At 37.2% G+C, this 18,345-nt stretch carries 12 protein-coding genes and 2 riboswitches; all 12 genes read left to right on the top strand.

From position 1 onward, the window contains the following. Positions 1–466 precede the first annotated feature (466 nt). The 12 genes from ACWPVE_RS07115 to ACWPVE_RS07060 all read left to right on the top strand — a co-directional run bounded on the left by ACWPVE_RS07115 (position 467) and on the right by ACWPVE_RS07060 (position 18,275). On the top strand, positions 467–3,409 hold the full coding sequence (locus tag ACWPVE_RS07115; RefSeq protein WP_453992041.1) for a sugar-binding domain-containing protein: 2,943 nt from the start codon (positions 467–469) through the stop codon (positions 3,407–3,409). A gap of 129 nt (positions 3,410–3,538) precedes the next feature. Then, positions 3,539–5,017: an MFS transporter gene (locus ACWPVE_RS07110; protein WP_453992039.1), complete on the top strand. Its 1,479-nt coding sequence runs from the start codon at positions 3,539–3,541 to the stop codon at positions 5,015–5,017. A gap of 135 nt (positions 5,018–5,152) precedes the next feature. Further along, positions 5,153–5,998: an AraC family transcriptional regulator gene (locus ACWPVE_RS07105; protein WP_453992037.1), complete on the top strand. Its 846-nt coding sequence runs from the start codon at positions 5,153–5,155 to the stop codon at positions 5,996–5,998. A gap of 35 nt (positions 5,999–6,033) precedes the next feature. Continuing rightward, the gene (locus tag ACWPVE_RS07100; protein ID WP_453992035.1) at positions 6,034–6,408 is read left to right on the top strand and encodes a hypothetical protein; all 375 of its coding nucleotides are present in this window, start codon (positions 6,034–6,036) and stop codon (positions 6,406–6,408) included. A 596-nt stretch (positions 6,409–7,004) separates the two neighbouring features. Beyond that, positions 7,005–8,015 carry an ABC transporter substrate-binding protein gene (locus tag ACWPVE_RS07095; RefSeq protein ID WP_453992033.1) on the top strand — a complete coding sequence of 337 codons (1,011 nt, stop codon included), beginning with the start codon at positions 7,005–7,007 and terminating at the stop codon, positions 8,013–8,015. A 269-nt stretch (positions 8,016–8,284) separates the two neighbouring features. Beyond that, positions 8,285–9,145 carry an ABC transporter permease gene (locus ACWPVE_RS07090; RefSeq protein ID WP_453992031.1) on the top strand — a complete coding sequence of 287 codons (861 nt, stop codon included), beginning with the start codon at positions 8,285–8,287 and terminating at the stop codon, positions 9,143–9,145. A gap of 2 nt (positions 9,146–9,147) precedes the next feature. Beyond that, positions 9,148–10,320, top strand: coding sequence for a quaternary amine ABC transporter ATP-binding protein (locus tag ACWPVE_RS07085; RefSeq protein WP_453992030.1), 1,173 nt, complete (start codon positions 9,148–9,150; stop codon positions 10,318–10,320). Positions 10,321–10,480: 160 nt separating this feature from the next. Next, a complete protein-coding gene (locus ACWPVE_RS07080) occupies positions 10,481–11,446 on the top strand; it encodes an AAA family ATPase (protein WP_453992028.1) in 966 nt (321 codons plus the stop codon). After that, positions 11,443–12,645: a DUF58 domain-containing protein gene (locus tag ACWPVE_RS07075; RefSeq protein WP_453992027.1), complete on the top strand. Its 1,203-nt coding sequence runs from the start codon at positions 11,443–11,445 to the stop codon at positions 12,643–12,645. Before ACWPVE_RS07080 ends, ACWPVE_RS07075 begins: the two co-directional genes overlap by 4 nt. 9 nt (positions 12,646–12,654) lie before the next feature. Continuing rightward, complete coding sequence (locus tag ACWPVE_RS07070) at positions 12,655–14,832, top strand: DUF4129 domain-containing transglutaminase family protein (protein WP_453992025.1); 2,178 nt, start codon at positions 12,655–12,657, stop codon at positions 14,830–14,832. 39 nt (positions 14,833–14,871) lie between these two features. Further along, a riboswitch (purine riboswitch) is annotated at positions 14,872–14,973 on the top strand. Between the two features lie 98 nt (positions 14,974–15,071). Further along, positions 15,072–16,610: a glutamine-hydrolyzing GMP synthase gene (gene guaA / locus ACWPVE_RS07065; RefSeq protein WP_453992024.1), complete on the top strand. Its 1,539-nt coding sequence runs from the start codon at positions 15,072–15,074 to the stop codon at positions 16,608–16,610. Positions 16,611–16,697: 87 nt separating this feature from the next. Beyond that, positions 16,698–16,800: riboswitch (purine riboswitch) on the top strand. A gap of 152 nt (positions 16,801–16,952) precedes the next feature. Next, on the top strand, positions 16,953–18,275 hold the full coding sequence (locus ACWPVE_RS07060; protein WP_453992022.1) for an NCS2 family permease: 1,323 nt from the start codon (positions 16,953–16,955) through the stop codon (positions 18,273–18,275). Positions 18,276–18,345 lie beyond the last annotated feature (70 nt).

The raw sequence follows: 18,345 nt of genomic DNA, 5'->3' as shown, positions 1-18,345 counted from the left end.
AAACTTCTCATGTTCTTTTGACTTTAACGAAAGCTTTTTATATACATCTTTTTTCTAGTAGATTGTTGTTATTAGTAAAACGCCTGGAGTGCGGGCGCTCGGCACCTACGGGAATCGAATGGTTTTCGCTCTCGAGGAGGCTTAAAAAACAACTGCCCCTTAACAACTTCAAACATCTAATCATCTTAAGCAGTATTATATTTTTGCACTCGAATACAGTTAGAAAAACGTCCATTTGAAGCGAAAATACATTGTATCGATACTAAAAAAGTTTGCGATTACAACCTTATTTAAGAAGGAGAAGGCGCTTTTTGAAACCGTAAAATATAATCATTTGAGTCAAGTTTTGAATAAATGTTGACTATCTGAGTTAACGACTATTTCAGATTTATAGAGTAGAATGAAGCTAAATGAAAGGGTTTACCATTTGTATATTAGTATATTTCATGAAGGGGAGGGAAACGTTTTGACTGAAAATCTGGTACCTGTTGGGATTGAAAAAGATGATTCGGTTAGGAACTATGGGAACAAGTTTAATTTTAACGTAGGATGGAAATTCAAAAAGTCAGATGTAGAAGGGGCATGTCAGATTGATTTTGATGATTCTGATTGGGAGTTAGTTAGTGCGCCACACACATTTAATGATATCGATACTTTCGATAATTACATGGAAGGTGGACATAACGGTGAACGGAGTATGTTCACTGGAAGGACCTGGTATAGAAAATATTTTAAATTAAATCAAGAAGATCAAGATAAAAAAGTTTTTATAGAATTTGAAGGGATTAGACAAGCTGCGGATGTATATATCAACGGTACGAAATTAGCTGGAAAATATGAAAACGGATTTATTCCGTTTGGGTATGACCTAACTCCTCATGTGCATTTTGGGGATGAGGAAAATGTTTTAGCAATTATGGTTGATAATACGTTCCCTTACAAAGCGGAAGGTACGGATGATGTACTTAGTTGGCATGACTCTCATTGGCATCCGACACATGGTGGAATATATCGAAATGTTTTCCTTCATCTCAAGGACCGTTTGCATATTACACTTCCTTTATACAGTTATTTAAAAACTCAAGGAACATATGTATACGCTTCAAACATAACAGAGAACTCTGCAAAAGTAACCGTTGAAGCAGAAGTGGCGAATGAGTATGACACCAACAAAGAAGTACATTTTATTGCGGAAATACTCGACCAAGATGGTGTAGTTATTCAAACCATGGAGGACAAGAAACAACTACAATCAGGTGAAATGTTTGTATTTAAAACTTCAGAGACTGTGAAAAATCCCCATCGCTGGTCACCACAGTATCCATATTTGTATACAGTGCGAACGAAGTTACGATTAAATGAAAAGACAACAGACTCGGTCGATACACCACTTGGAATTCGCACATTCGAGTTTACGTTTGACCAAGGATTCTTTATTAATGGCAACAAACTTAAGTTAAAGGGTTGGGGACAAAGACCAACAAACGAATGGGCAGGGTTAGGTGCAGCATATCCAAATTGGATGCACGCGTTCATTTTTAAACAAATGAAAGAAGCTGGTGGAAACATGATTCGCTGGGGACATTCGGCAGGTGCTCCAGTTGATATTGAACTAGCGGACAAATATGGCCTCATAACCATACAGCCTGGTGTGGATGGAGAGGGAAGTACTGTTGGTGGTGTGTACAGTGATGTTTCCTATAAAATTCGTTCTGATGCATACCGCGATATGATTATTTATTACAGAAATCATCCCTCTATCCTTATTTGGGAAGGTGGGAACCAAAGTGTTCCTGATGAAGAGGCCCAGAAATTAGTAGAAATCACGCGAGAGTGGGATCCTCATGGGGCACGAGCTTATGCTCATAGACGTTGTGATCTAACCATGGAAAAATATGTAGATGTTTCTATTGGTACGGAAGGTAGTTGGGAGCTTAAGAGTAAGGGGAAACCAGTTGTAGAGGGAGAATACAACAGGGAAGAAGCGGCGCGCCGTGTTTGGGACAGACATACCCCAGGATATGAGAATTACAAGACTGCAGATGGTTCTGCTTATAATTTAACTTCAGAAGAATTTGCTAGAAATCAGGCAAAACATTTTGAAAAAATTAGCCATCCAGCACATGGTGGAGGAGCAAATTGGATTTATTCAGATTCCACAAGCCATGGTCGGGTATATTCAGAAGTGTCACGTGTAAGTGGTCAAGTAGATGCCGTGATGTTGCCAAAGGAAGCATATTATGCGACGAAAGCCATTTACCGCGAAGATCCACAAGTTCATATCATTGGTCACTGGAATTATCCAGAAGGAACAGTAAAAGACATCTATGTCATGTCAAATGCCGAACAAGTGGAACTATTCATCAACGGAGAATCAAAAGGATTTGGTAAGAGAGATCATACGTATCTATTTACCTTTGAAAATATTAAATGGAAAGCTGGAATCATAGAGGCGATTGCATATGACGAAAATGCTCAAATCATTGCACAACAATCCAAGCAAACAGCTGGTGATCCTGTTGCGGTAAAATTAATGCCGATTACTAACATAGGTGGCTTCAAGGCAAACGGTTCAGACGTTTTACTGGTGGATGCTGAAGTCGTGGATCAAGAAGGGAATCGTGTCCCTACATTTGAAGGGCGAATTGATTTCTATATGGAAGGTCCAGGAATATGGCGTGGTGGCTATAATAGTGGAAAAGAAGGATCAACGAACAATACCTATTTAGACATCGAAGCGGGTATAAACCGCGTAGCCATCCGTTCTACTTTAACACCAGGACAATTAAAACTAATTGGAGAAGTTCAAGGTTTAGAGAAGGATGCTCTAGTCGTAGAAGTTAAAGCTTTCCCTCATGTTAATGGGATATCAAAGGAGCTTCCACATTATCCAGTTGATTCACTTGGAGAGGAACCAGCGATTGGAGATGGACCAATTGAGAACTATCAAGCATTCCATTCCGAAACTGAAGACTCTGAACTGATTACAGATTATTCTTATTCAGGGATACGTGAAACGGGTGGTGTCAAAGTAAACGTAGGTACGGGGGATCGCATTTACAATGATAGAGAATACGAGTTTCAGTTTTTAGCAGAAAACTTAGTAGGTAGTGACTATCTCCAACTTGCAAATGATGAGACGAATTATAAGGCCCTTGATTTAATTCACTTTACCGTGGTAAAAGATGCATCTGTTTTGATTGCACATGACGATCGCTTAAGTCGACCAGAGTGGTTAATGGAGGACTTTGAAGAAACAAAACAGAAGGTTCTTGTTCATGATACTGGACATACCGTGTTCAAGAAACAGGTCAAGGCAGGGACAACCCTTACCTTAGGTGGGAATCAGGATGATTCGAATATTGAAGATAGTAACATGTATATCGTTTTTGTAAAAGAAGACAAGTAATCTAGAGAAAAAGGCGGTTTCCAAGCTGTTATAGGTAGAAGGGAACCGTCCAATGAAAATACAATTGATTTAATTCTCAAAAATGTAAGGGTTTTAGACAATGTTGTATTCCAAAAGGAGTGAAAAAAGATGGCTGTAGAAAAATTACATGAAATAGAAGAACCAGTAAGTACAACCAAACAGTCGACAACCAGTTATGATACATCTAAACGTCCCTTTGGTAAGCGTGATGTATTCGGGTATTTCATGGGTGATTTAGGGGGAAACTTCAGTTTTGACTTGGTAAACATGTACATGTTTATCTTCTTTACCCAATTTATTGGGATTGAATTAGCTCATTATGCGTTAATCATTTTAATCGCAAAAATTTTAGATGGTATTAATGATCCACTTATTGGGATGGTTATCGACCGTTTTAGATTAAAATCTCCAGATAAATTCAAGCCTTGGATCATGAGAATGGCACCATTACTTGCCTTTTCTATGTCCGTTATGTTTATTGATGCATCGGATTGGTCTTACACTGCAAAAATAGCACTATTCGCAGGTAGTTATTTCTTATGGGACCTCCTATATACTTTTGTAAACGTGCCCTACGGTGCTTTAAGTTCGGTTATGACAACAAAAGCATCTGAACGTACGGCATTATCGACAGCTAGAAGTATTGGTGGCTTTGTTCCAAATATTCTTTATGGAATATTTATTCCGATAGTATTGTACACGACTGTTGTTGTTGATGGCGAATCAAAAAGTATTTTTCAAGGGGAAATGATGTTTCCGATTACGCTTGTAACGGGTGTTTTAGCGATTCTTAGTTATGTTGCCCTTTACTATAATACAGAGGAACGAATTGTTCATTACAGCCATTCATCTCAGGATAAATCGAAAACCAATAAATACAGCTTTTTTGACACATTTATTAATTTCTTTAAGAATAGAGCGATGATAGGATTAGCTTTAGTCGCTTTGGCACAAATTCTTTTCTTAAATGGAGCGCAGCAACTTAACTCTCTAACGTTTCAATTATACTTTGAAGACGGTAAATTAAACTCTTATGTGATTATCGTAACACTTATTCCGATGATTCTCGGTGTTACTATCGGGAATAAACTTGTTAAACGTTTTGGGAAAAAAGAAATAGTTGCTTATCCGTTATTGATTAGTATTGCCATTTATTTAGTCATGTTATTTGCACCAATCAGTAACCCCTTTGTTTGGTTGGGATTACAAGCATTTGCGAGTGTCTTTTCATTTGGTTTAGGAATTTATACTTGGGCTATGGTAGCTGATGCAATTGATTATCAAGAATGGAAGACTGGAAAGAGAAATGAAGGATCCGTTTATTCTATGTACTCCATGATTCGTAAATTAGGTCAGGGATTAGGAGCTTCTATTGTTCCTGCTACCATTGCGATTATTTTACCAGGACTGAAATTAAGTGATGCCTCAACATGGACAGCAGAATATGCTACAAGTATTAAGAACCTTTCTGTTATTTTCCCAATTACAGGTATGGCACTAATCATGTTAGCGATGTTGTTTGTATATAACTTAGATAAGAATACATTAAGCAAGGTACAAAATGACCTTGGTCATGAAAGTGAATAATTCCTTTGTTTTTTATGTGTTTGTGGGGAGGAACCTATCATTAGGTTTCTTCCCTTTTTGGTTGACTTCACTTGTTTTACATGCGATTGTAAAAGAAATGAGAAAAATTAGATTTTGCCAAAAGGGGGGTGTGATATGAGGGAATTGAACAGTCAACATTTGTATAATCTATTTGCGATTTCTCATCAAAAAGGGATAGAAAAATCACCTGATTATCATACCCATTTTCATTATGAAATTTTTATTTTTCATTCGGGAAACTGCAAATATCTAATTGATAATAAGATTTATGATCTACTTCCTGGAGATATTATACTCATGGATGGGAGTAAATTGCATAAACCTTTTGTAACAGGGGATACAGATTCATACGATCGAAGTATTATTCAATTTTCATTAGAATGGATACAACCGACTCTTGAATTTTTAGAATCTACCCATTTATTAAAGCCTTTCCAAATAAATCATCACAGTATTTATCGCACAAATGATAAACATTTACAAAAGATAATCGGACTAACAAAGGATATGGAGATGTTACTGTCTGCTCGTTCAGTTGTAGAAGTGGAGAATGAATTGAAAGTAAAACTAATGGAATTGCTTTTCTCCATCCATCATTACCGCGATAAAAAATTAATTGGTTCTGACGATATTTATGAAAATAATGCCTATATCCAACAAATTGCTACCTATGTTCAAGAACATTTTAATAAAAAACTGTTACTAGAGGATGTTGCGAAAGAAATTAATATAAGCAAGTCCTATATGGTTCATATGTTTAAGGAGCAAACAGGGCAAACAATTATGGACTATGTCATGCAATATCGCTTAAGGCAAGCCATTCATCTTTTTAAAATGTATCCTGACTGGACTATTAAGAAAATCAGTACCGATTGTGGCTTTGAAAGTGAAGCCCATTTTAGTCGGTTCTTTAAACGTCATGTTGGTATTTCACCTAGTAAATACCGAAGAAACTTATAAAAGAGATGTTTATTAAGTAAGGGGGATTTTGAAAAATGGTCACGTTTTTTATCTATTTTGTTACCCTTATTGCAATAGGGGTTTCAGTGTTTATTTCGCTCTTTTTCAAGGCCGAACTAGAGCGAATGTTCCGAGAAAAAACGAGCGTGATTGCTTTTCATATTTGCAATGTTTTAATTGTATTAATGGTTTCTTTTACGTTTCATGCTGTTTTTACGATTTATATTTTTGAGCGGGAATTGAACTTGTTGTTGCAAATGTTGATTAATTTGCTCATCATCCTACCTATATATGTTGTAGGAAATAACCTATTTGAAAAAAACAAATTCATCTTTCGTAAATATAGGCCAGTTGAGGATGGAAAAGTGCTTGTCATAAATGAAAAATTTCTGCATCGGAAAAGAAAATAGTCGAATCACTAGAGAAATAAATAAGGACCAGATACTCAAAAGAGGGTGTCTGGTCTTTGTTCATTATTAAAGTCGAATTTTGAAGATACTACTATATACAGAAAAGGTAATGTTATGCGAATACTACATATTGAGCACTTGTTGAAAAATCAGATATTTTTTGAAAATTGGAGGATTTGAGAGGATAGGGGAGGATGTTGGAAGGATAAACCACCTCAACCCTCTAAAATTTCGAGACTGCAAAATATGCTAGTTTATCTCGAAATATGCTAATTTATCAGGTTTGTTCTCAATTTCCTATTCCTCTATACTTTTTATGTACCCAGTTTTTTACCGCGATTAAATAAGCTTAAGCAATTCCCACCTACACAATACAATGTGTCCTCATTTATATAAAATGTAGCTTTTTCTATTCCTCTACATTTTTTTCTTGCTGATTATTGAACGACTATCTACTTTTCTATTATTCATAAGCATATTGCTTGATAGTTAGGAAACAATTGTGCAAAAAATAAATGAATGTTCATTCATTTTGCTTGCTTGTATCGTTAGGTAAATAAATCGGTTTAAAAGACAAGAAGGGGAGTAATTACACAATGAAACGAAAGCTATTTACGGTGCTAGTTGTCCTATTACTAGCATTAGTAGGATGTAGTAGTGAAGGTTCTTCAGGAGATGGCGAACCTGAAAAATTAGATAAGATTGTACTTGCTGATGCTGGTTGGGACAGTATTCGTGTTCACAACAGTATAGCGCAAAGAATCCTTGAAGAAGGATTTGGATATGAAACAGAAGTTACAACTGGATCTACTCCTGCGACACTAGAAGGTCTCCGTCAAGGTGATATTAATGTCTACATGGAAGTCTGGACTGACAATGTTAAAGAGCTTTATAAAGAAATGACCGAGGCAGGAGATATTGAGACCGTTTCTACAAACTTTGGAGATAATAGCCAAGGATTGTATGTTCCCACTTATGTGATTGAAGGAGATGCAGAAAGAGGAATTGAACCGCTAGCTCCTGATTTGAAGACAGTCGAGGACTTGAAAAAGTACCCTGATGTTTTCCCAGACCCAGAGGATTCAAGTAAAGGACGTGTTGTAGGTGCTCCTACTGGATGGGCTGTTGGTGAAACAATGTCAGTAAAATTTGACACATATGGTTTAGGAGACTCGTTCAACTATATTAGCCCTGGTTCAGATTCGAGTGCAGTTGCAACTCTAGTTGATGCATATGAAAAAGGAGAAGGTTGGGTCGGATACTACTGGTCACCGACTTGGGTAACGGCAAAATATGATCTTACTCTTTTAGAAGAACCAGAATATAACGAGGAACAATGGAATAAAGACTTTGGTACGGAATTTCCACCAAACGATGTTGTGGTAGCAGTTCATAAGGATATGCCAGAACAAGCCCCAGAGGTTGTGGAGTTTCTAAAAAACTATGAAACAAGTAATGATTTAACAGAAGAAGCACTTAACTATATGAATGAAAATGAGGCATCTGCTGAGGAAGCTGCCGTTTGGTGGATGGAACAGCATGAAGATATATGGACTTCTTGGATTACAGAGGAGATCGCTGAAAAAGTAAAAAGTTCATTAGAATAATTTCTATGTAGTAGTTAGCATCTTGCTGGCTACTACAATTTTTAAGACAATTTGTCGAAAAATATGAATTTTATTCAGTGGAAGCCACACCTTCAGTAGTAGTCGATAGGCAATTTAAATTACCAATTGAGTGGTAGTTCTAATTTCGACTGAAATGAAGGAACTCCCTTGAGCATCTGAGTGACTAATGACGACTTGGCCAAAAGAGAAGGCGCAAGTGATTTTTGTAAATATAAGCGAGGTGAATGGTTACTTCATGTAACCTACTTATGAGTAATTTTCCAGATATAAAATGGGATTTTTTAGGTAAAAGTGTTGAAAAGTTTATAAAATGGGTAGATACAACGTTCGAAGGTTTTTTTGATATCATACATCTTATTTCCTCTCAAACAATCAATGGAATTGACAGTTTCCTTAGCTTCATACCATGGTGGCTCTTCTTAATTATTACTTTCCTTTTAGGATGGCGTTTTAAATCTGCCTTATCAGGTGTCTTATATGCATTCTTTATTTTTTTGATTGGAACATTTGGATTGTGGGATGTACTAATGATTACCATCGCGATTGTCTTAACATCCGTCGTGATTTCACTCATCATTGGGATTCCGCTTGGTGTGTGGATGGCATTTAGTAAAAAGTTCTCCATTTTCATGAGACCTATCTTAGATGCGATGCAAACCATGCCAAGTTTCGTATATTTAATCCCAGCTATTTTCTTCTTCAGTCTAGGAAATGTATCAGCGGTCTTTGCAACGTTAATATATGCATTGCCTCCTGTCATCCGTTTAACAGAGTTAGCGATTCGAAATGTGGATGAAGATGTCATTGAATCAGCGCAATCATTTGGATCCTCTAGATGGCAAATGCTCACGAAAGTTCAATTACCACAGGCGTTACCAACCATTATGGCAGGTGTTAACCAAACGACAATGATGGCTCTTTCAATGGTCGTTATTGCATCCATGGTTGGTGCGAAGGGACTAGGGGAACAGGTTTTAATCGCTATTAACCGTATTGATATGGCACTCGGATTTGAAGCGGGCATTAGTATTGTATTTCTAGCAATTATTATCGATCGAGTGACAAACGGAGTCGCGAGTTCCTTTCAGAAACACAAGGGGGCTGAATAAACATGGAAACAAAGATTAAGATCGAGAACGTTTCAAAAATATTTGGTTCAAAGCCAAAATCAGTCATTCCAATGATCGAACAAGGAATGAGTAAAAAAGAAATCTTAGAAAAAACAAATCATACCGTTGGTGTTTATAATGCATCAATGGAAATAAAAAAAGGTGAAATCTTTGTCATCATGGGACTCTCAGGGAGTGGAAAGTCGACATTGATTCGCTGTTTCAACCTTTTAAATAAACCAACATCTGGTGCTATTTATGTTGATGGAGAAGATGTCGTTCGCTATAATTCAGCCCAACTTAAGAAGTTTAGACAAGATAAAATAGCAATGGTGTTTCAGCACTTTGGATTATTCAGTCATCGTACTGTGTTAGCGAATGTAGAGTATGGACTTGAAATTAAAAATGTTTCAAAAGAAAAACGTCGAGAAATTGCGTTAAAAAACATTGAAAGTGTAGGGCTAAAAGGATATGAAGATAAATATCCTACTGAGCTTTCAGGAGGGATGCAGCAACGAGTAGGGCTTGCCCGTGCTCTAGCGAACGATCCTGATATCCTCCTAATGGATGAACCTTTCAGTGCACTTGATCCACTTATCCGTCGAGAAATGCAGCTTGAGCTCATTGAACTTCAGGAAAAGCTTCAAAAAACAATTATTTTTATCACGCATGATATCAATGAAGCATTTAAGCTTGGCGATCGGGTTGCAGTTATGAAGGACGGGGTCGTTGAGCAAATAGGTACTCCAGAAGAAATTATTGAGTCACCTGCTAATGACTATATCTCTGAATTTATCAAAGATATTGATCGTTCTAAAGTATTACAGGCAGAGCATGTCATGATTGGTTCCAATGCGTTGGTTTCTTTAAAAGATAGTCTGCAGGTAGCAATAAAAGAAATGCAAAAGAATGGGATATCCAGTGTGTTTGTTGTAAACAAGCACCAACAACTCCAAGGAATTATCACGATTGATGATGCAATCGATGGCATAAAGGAGAAGAAAACACTAAAAGATATTATTCGAGATGATATTTTTACAGTGGCCAAGGAAGAATATATTCAAGATATCATTCCAAAAGCATTAGAAACTAAGTTCCCGTTAGCGGTAGTGGATGAGGAACAACGTCTATTAGGAATAATCCTTCGTGTTCATGTTCTCTCGAGTCTCGTTTAATAGAGGTTGGTCATTTTCAAGGTCTGACCCTGATACAGTATCGTATTACTGTGTCGGGGATCAGGCCTGTTTATTTATCTCTGCTTTTATAATTGTAGTGTGAATAGTATAATAGTTACATATATTGTAAGACAAAGCTAGGTATACGGGAGGACGGAAAATGTCGCAGCTTGAAACGTTACATCCAGTTTTAGGAAGAGTTATTGAGAATATAGAGAAAGTTATGATAGGAAAAAGAGATGTAGCAACTATGAGTTTGGTCGCATTACTAGCAGAAGGTCATGTTTTACTTGAGGATGTACCTGGTGTAGGGAAGACGATGATGGTGCGCTCGCTTGCAAAATCGGTGAGTGCTGAATTTAAACGAATTCAATTTACACCTGACCTATTACCATCTGATGTGACGGGAACATCCATTTATAATCCAAAAGAACTCCAATTTGAATTCAGACCAGGTCCAATTATTGGTCATATTGTGCTTGCAGACGAAATTAACCGAACTTCTCCGAAGACACAATCTGCTTTGCTTGAAGGGATGGAAGAAAGTAGTATCACAGTTGATGGTGTTACAAGAATGCTACCAAAACCATTCTTCGTCATGGCGACCCAAAATCCGATTGAATACGAAGGAACATATCCACTTCCCGAAGCGCAGCTAGACCGCTTTCTATTAAAAATGAAAATGGGATACCCATCAGTTCAAGAGGAGATAGAAGTGTTAAATAGAGCGGAAAAGTCAAAACCAATTGAACATCTTGATGCGGTCATCACCCTTGAAGAGCTCGTTAGTCTTCAAAAGGAAGCTAAAGAAGTCTATGTTGATGAAACAATTAAAGAATATATTGTTGATCTTGTAAGTCGTACAAGAGAGCATCAATCTGTCTATTTAGGAGCTAGTCCTCGAGGTTCAATTGCGTTAATGAAGGCAGCGCAAGCTTATGCTTTAATACATGGAAGAGATTTTGTAATTCCCGATGATATTCAATATCTAGCAACATATGTATTACCACATCGGATCATTTTAAAGTCGGAAGCAAGATTTGAAGGAATCACGACGGAGAAGGTAGTGGAAAAAATTATTGAACGAACACCTATTCCAGTAAAAAGGTCGTTGAATCATAGATGAGGCGTTTACTACGAAAACTAAAAAAAACGGGGAAGCTTGTCAACATCTTTCTCTTAATTGTTGCAACATTTGTATATGCGATGTTTCAAGGTGGATTTGTTAGTTGGTTCCTTTTTTATAGTTTTATCCCGTTTGGCCTGTATTCTTTTGTTCTATCAATCTATCCTCTCAAAGACTTTATGCTCATGCGCCTTGTAAATCATAAGGATTATGTCGCAGGAGAAAAATTTGAGGCGACAATTGTAATTAGGCGAAAGATTCCGTTTCCACTCATGTATCTCATTATCGAAGAACTTCTACCGCCGCAATTAAAAAAGATGGAACAAGCAAAGCACTCTAAGGTCATGTTGTTCCCTTGGTTTAAACGGGAATTGACTTATAAATATAGGTTTGATTCCATACCTCGAGGCGAACATGTGTTAGAAGGTATCCGAATCAAAACTGGCGATTTGTTTGGACTCATTGAAAAGGAAACTGTTTTTCCAATCTATGACCAGTTTTTAGTATATCCACAGTACGTAGATATCGTGTATCGTCAGTTAGAAAGTCGATTTGAACAAGGAATGACATCTTCAAACGTAAGGTTAAAGCGGGATACAGCCATTGCAATTGGTGTTAGGGATTATACACCTGGGGATCGATTTTCGTGGATTGATTGGAAGGCTTCTGCAAGAAGAAATGAGATTATGACGAAAGAGTTTGAACAGCAGCAAAGCCATGATGTGGTGCTTTTTATGGATCGAGCCACATCGACACACTTTGAGCCACTTGTATCTTTTACAGCTTCACTTACAAAAGCCATTTTAAAAAAGGGTGCGCAAGTTTCACTTATCTCGATAGGGGAAGAACAAACTATTTTTCCTTTGAAAAACGGTGAATCTCAGCAACAAGTCATATACCATCACCTTGCAAAAGTAAAAGACGATAGTCAGATTCCATTTTCCCAAATTGTTGAAACACAGATCAAGAAGATTTATCAGCCAGTGACCTTTATGTTAGTTACGACTGAATTAACCGAAGAGACGATTCATATGGTAGGCAGGTTTACGATGCGTAACGCTGACTTGCAACTATTTGTGGTAAAGGGAAAAGGAACTCAGCTATCCCAAGAGGAAATACATGTCTTTGGGGCGGTTAGAAAGCATAATGTCATTGCAAAAGTCGTCTATGAAGGCCAATTTGCAGGAACATTTGATTGAGGTGAAATCATGAAGCCTAAAATTTCAGCACGGCGTGATATTCGAAACCTGTTGTTAAATATCTTTGGTTTTTTCTTACTATGGGAGTGGATCCGCCCGTTAAAAACGGTAACTGATACACAGGAGACAAGTGAATTTGTCTTATTTATTGGTGTTTGTTTTTTATTATTATTTCTACGAACCCCATTTTTTCTCGGTGCTTTAATGAAAATTTCTCTGATCCTCTATGCGGTTCATTCCATTTATTTTAATGTTTCATTTTTAGATGCTTCATGGTTGATGATGTTTAGTTCAGACGTAATAACAAATTTTGGGCTTCTCTTTCAGGCAAACTGGATGGGGATGACACCTATTTTCCGTACGCTTCTGTTTTTTATTTTACTTTGGTTATTAAGTTACTTGCTCCATTATTGGTTTGCTTACCAAAAAAGAATACTGTTGTTTTTTGTATTGACTATTATTTATATCACGGTAATCGATACATTTAGCCCTTATGATGCTAAATTTGCAATTATTCGGACGGTCTTAATCGGATTTTTCATGCTCGGTATTTTACAATTTGAACGATTAAAGGATAGAGAGCTTTCGCACCATATAAATATTGGAAAAAGGTGGGCAATTCCATTAACAGTTTTTATTTTGTTTTCAACTATGATTGGATATGTATCACCGAAAGCAGCACCACAGTGGCCTGATCCTGTTCCTTTCTTGAAGGGATATGGACAAGAAAATATGAATGGGTCCATTAACGGGGTAAAAAAGATTGGATATGGTGCAGATGACAAAAATTTAGGTGGACCATTTATCCCTGATGATACGGTAGTGTTTACAGCTAAGACGGAAAGACGTCATTATTGGCGAGTCGAAACAAAGGACACATACACTGGTAAGGGATGGGTATTATCGGATCAAGCGGAAAACGAAACCTTATATGCAGAAAATACAGCATTAAGTTGGTATGAATCGAAAACAGAGGTAGGAGAACATGACGCCGAAATCCAAATGAAACTAAAATATCCACATATTGTGTATCCGCTGGGGCTAACATCAGTAGAAACAGACCCTGATGTACATTTTGAGGTGAATCCAATCTCTGAAAAATTTTCGACCTATAGGGGTAATGCAGAGGTTGAGTTGGATCAATATACGCTGAATTACGAGTATCCAAAATACTATATTAACCTATTAAAAGAGGTTACAGACTCAGGGGGACTTGAGCACAATGTAGAATTCAAGGAAAGATATACTCAATTACCTGAGCGTTTACCAGAACGTGTCAAAGAGTTGGCCCAAAATATAACGAATACACATACAAACCGATATGATAAGGTTAAGGCGGTTGAAAGCTACTTCCAGGCCAATGGGTTTGTGTATGAAACGCAAAATGTAGCCATTCCGACAGGAAGTGAAGATTATGTTGATCAATTCCTGTTTGAAACGAAAATGGGCTATTGTGATAACTACTCAACTTCTATGGTTGTGTTATTGCGAGCTGCCGATATACCAGCACGATGGGTAAAAGGATACACAGAAGGCGAGCGTCTAGATATCCATACGTACGAAGTTACAAATAATAACGCCCACTCATGGGTAGAAGTATATTTTCCAGAATTCGGTTGGGTGCCATTTGAGCCAACAAAGGGCTTTAGTAACTCAAATCTATTCTCCTATTATTTGGATAGTGCTGACTACCAACGTAACCAGACTCCAGAAACAATACTAGATGAAATTCCTGAGGAAGAAGAGGTTGAAGAAACGGTAACAACACCTATTTTGGAAGAAAATAAGAGTGGAGTGATTGATAAATTCTCTGATTCCTTTTCGTGGAAATATGTATTGATTGTCATAGCAAGCCTGCTTTTAATGATTTATATCTTTTTTAAAACGAGGAAAAAGTGGATGCCTTATTTCTATATATGGCTGTATAGGAACGCAAAGGATGAAGATGTCTATTTTAAAGCCTATGATGCCTTGTTAAAACAATTAAATCGTGTTGGTTTGCCAAGGAAAGAGGGACAAACCTTAAGGGAGTACTCAATTAAAGTTGATAAGTTCTATAGAGGGAATGAAATGCAGCAATTAACCCGAAGTTACGAACGTGCACTTTATCGAAAAGATAATGCAAATGATGAATGGAGTAGGTCTGTTGAATTATGGGAAAATTTAATTAAAAAGATATCTTCTTGACCAATAAGTACGTGATTGATAGAATGAAAACACAATTTTAATAGAAATATTTGTTTCCTTTGTATATCCTCGAAGATATGGTTCGAAAGTTTCTACCAGACCACCGTAAATGGTCTGACTATGAAGGCAGCTATTCTATTTACGTGCGCAATCTAGAATCCTGCCTTTTTTTTAGGTAGGATTCTATTTTTATGCATATTTTCTGGTGGGTGTATAACAAAATAAAACGAGGTGATTTTGTGAATAACGTTCAAGAAACGATCGTTGTTTTAGATTTCGGTAGCCAATATAATCAATTAATCACGCGCAGAATCCGTGAGTTTGGAGTGTATAGTGAACTCCATCCACACACATTAACTGTTGAAGAAATTAAGGCAATGCAGCCTAAAGGAATTATTTTATCAGGTGGACCAAATAGTGTATATGATGAAAATTCATTTAGATGTGATGAAGGAATTTTTGAATTAGGGATTCCTGTATTAGGAATCTGCTATGGAATGCAGCTTATGACACAACATTTTGGTGGACGAGTTGAAAAGGCTCATAACCGTGAGTATGGAAAAGCAACAATCACAATCCAAAACGAATCTGCGCTTTTTGCAAATACCCCAAATGAACAAGTGGTATGGATGAGTCATGGAGACTTAGTTGTAGAAGCACCAAGCGGCTTTACGGTAGATGCGGTTAGTCCTTCATGCCCAATCTCAGCAATGAGTGATGAAGCTCGTAAATTTTTTGGTGTTCAATTCCACCCAGAGGTACTTCACTCAGTATATGGAAACGATCTTCTTAAAAACTTTGTTTTCGGTGCTTGTGGATGTACGGAAAGTTGGTCAATGGAAAACTTCATTGAAATTGAAATGGAAAAGATCCGTCAAACTGTTGGGGATAAAAAAGTACTTTGCGCACTTAGCGGAGGTGTAGATTCTTCCGTAGTTGCAGTTTTAATCCATAAAGCGATTGGTGATCAATTAACTTGTATGTTCGTTGATCATGGACTTCTTCGTAAGGGAGAAGCCGAGAGTGTAATGGAAACATTTAGCGAAGGTTTCAATATGAATGTGATCAAAATTGATGCGAAGGAACGCTTTTTAAATAAATTAAAGGGTGTAAGTGATCCAGAGCAAAAGCGTAAAATCATTGGTAACGAGTTCATCTATGTGTTTGATGACGAATCAGCAAAGCTTGAAGGATTTGATTATCTCGCACAAGGTACTCTTTATACAGACATCATTGAAAGTGGTACGGCTACTGCACAAACAATTAAATCTCACCACAACGTTGGTGGTCTACCAGAAGATATGCAATTTGAATTAATCGAACCGCTAAAAACTTTGTTTAAGGACGAGGTTCGTGCACTTGGAACGGAGTTAGGTATCCCAGATGAAATCGTTTGGCGCCAGCCTTTCCCTGGACCTGGTCTAGGTATTCGTGTTTTGGGTGAAGTGACGGAGGAAAAACTAGAGATTGTTCGTGAATCAGACTATATTTTACGTGAAGAAATTAGAAAAGCAGGTCTAGAACGTGAAATTTGGCAGTACTTTACTGTCCTTCCAGATATCAGAAGTGTTGGAGTCATGGGAGACGCTCGAACATATGACCACACTATCGGAATCCGTGCAGTAACATCTATAGATGGAATGACATCAGACTGGGCTCGTATTCCTTGGGACGTGCTTGAAGTTATATCAAGAAGAATTGTAAATGAAGTAAGTCATGTAAACAGGGTAGTTTATGATATAACAAGCAAACCACCAGCAACAATCGAGTGGGAATAATACACGAACGATAATAAAAGTAAATTCAATAATGTTCGCTTTTTGTATTGACTCTCTAGGCATATTGTCATATAATAAAATCGAATTTAAGATTTTGTTAATATACGTCGTATAATCTTGGGGATATGGCCCAAAAGTTTCTACCAAGCTTCCGTAAACAAGCTTGACTACGAGGTATAACTGATAATAGTGAGAGTTGATTCCCTAGGGTTCCTCTGATTTATCCGTTAACCTTAACGTCAAGCGCTTCAGATATAAATCTGGAGCGCTTTTATGTTGCTTGAAACAGGGGGATTTCAAGATTAGTCTGACGATATGGATAAAAGGGAGAGGTAATCTTTTATGAAAAAGTACTTTCAATTCGATGAGCTTGGAACTACTTATAGGCGAGAAATTATTGGTGGAATCACAACGTTCTTATCTATGGCTTATATTCTATTCGTTAACCCATCGATCTTGTCTTTAAGTGATGTACCTGATTTACCAGCTGAATTAAGAATGGATGCAAACGCAGTGTTCGTAGCGACAGCACTAGCAGCAGCGATAGGTACATTTATAATGGGAGTTGTTGCGAAATATCCCGTTGCGCTAGCACCAGGAATGGGACTTAATGCTTTCTTTGCTTATTCAGTTGTCCTAGGAATGGGAATTGCATGGGAAACAGCATTAGCAGGAGTTTTAGTATCTGGGGTATTTCTAGTGATACTAACATTAACACGTATTCGAGAAAAAATTATTGATGCAATCCCACAAAACCTTAAATTAGCAGTTGGTGCGGGAATTGGATTGTTCATTACATTTATCGGATTAAAAAATGCAGAAATCGTAATTGATGATCCTGCCACTTTAGTAGCACTGGGCAATTTATCAAATGGCAGTACATTATTAGCTATATTTGGTGTTGTTATTACGGTTATCTTAATGGTTCGTAATGTAAAAGGTGCAGTATTCTTCGGAATGATCATCACTGCAATCGTTGGGATGATTGTTAATTTAATTGATACTCCAGAACAAATTGTAAGTTCAGTACCAAGTTTAGCTCCAACTTTCGGTGCAGCGTTCACACACTTTGGAGAGATTTTTACTATTGACATGTTAGTTGTTATCCTAACATTTATGTTTGTAGACTTCTTTGATACTGCAGGAACTCTAGTAGGAGTAGCGAACCAAGCTGGAATTATGAAAGATAATAAATTACCACGTGCAGGTAGGGCGTTGGTTTCAGATTCTACGGGAACAGTAATTGGAGCAGTACTTGGAACTTCTTCAACTACATCGTACGTTGAATCAACAGCTGGGGTTGCTGCAGGTGCAAGATCAGGATTTGCTTCAGTTGTAACAGCAGTATTTTTCTTGTTAGCTTTATTCTTTTCTCCTCTCTTAGGAATAGTAACACCAGCTGTTACTTCTCCAGCTTTAATTATTGTGGGTGTACTCATGGTTGCTAGCTTAGGAGATATCGAATGGAAAAAATTTGAGGTTGCAGTACCAGCTTTCCTAACCATTGTGGCAATGCCTTTGACTTCTAGTATTGCCTCTGGAATTGCGATCGGATTTATCTTTTATCCAATCACAATGATATTTAAAGGAAGAGCAAAAGAAATACACCCAATCATGTATGCATTATTTGTAGTCTTTGTTTTGTATTTCATCTTCTTAGCATAAAAGTGAGAATGCCAGTTTCATTGCTGGCATTCTTTTTTTATATAGGAAAGTATGGAACTTTTATTATGTA

Source organism: Bacillus nitroreducens (genome assembly GCF_964021195.1).
This window is presented reverse-complemented; position numbering and strand designations above follow the sequence as displayed.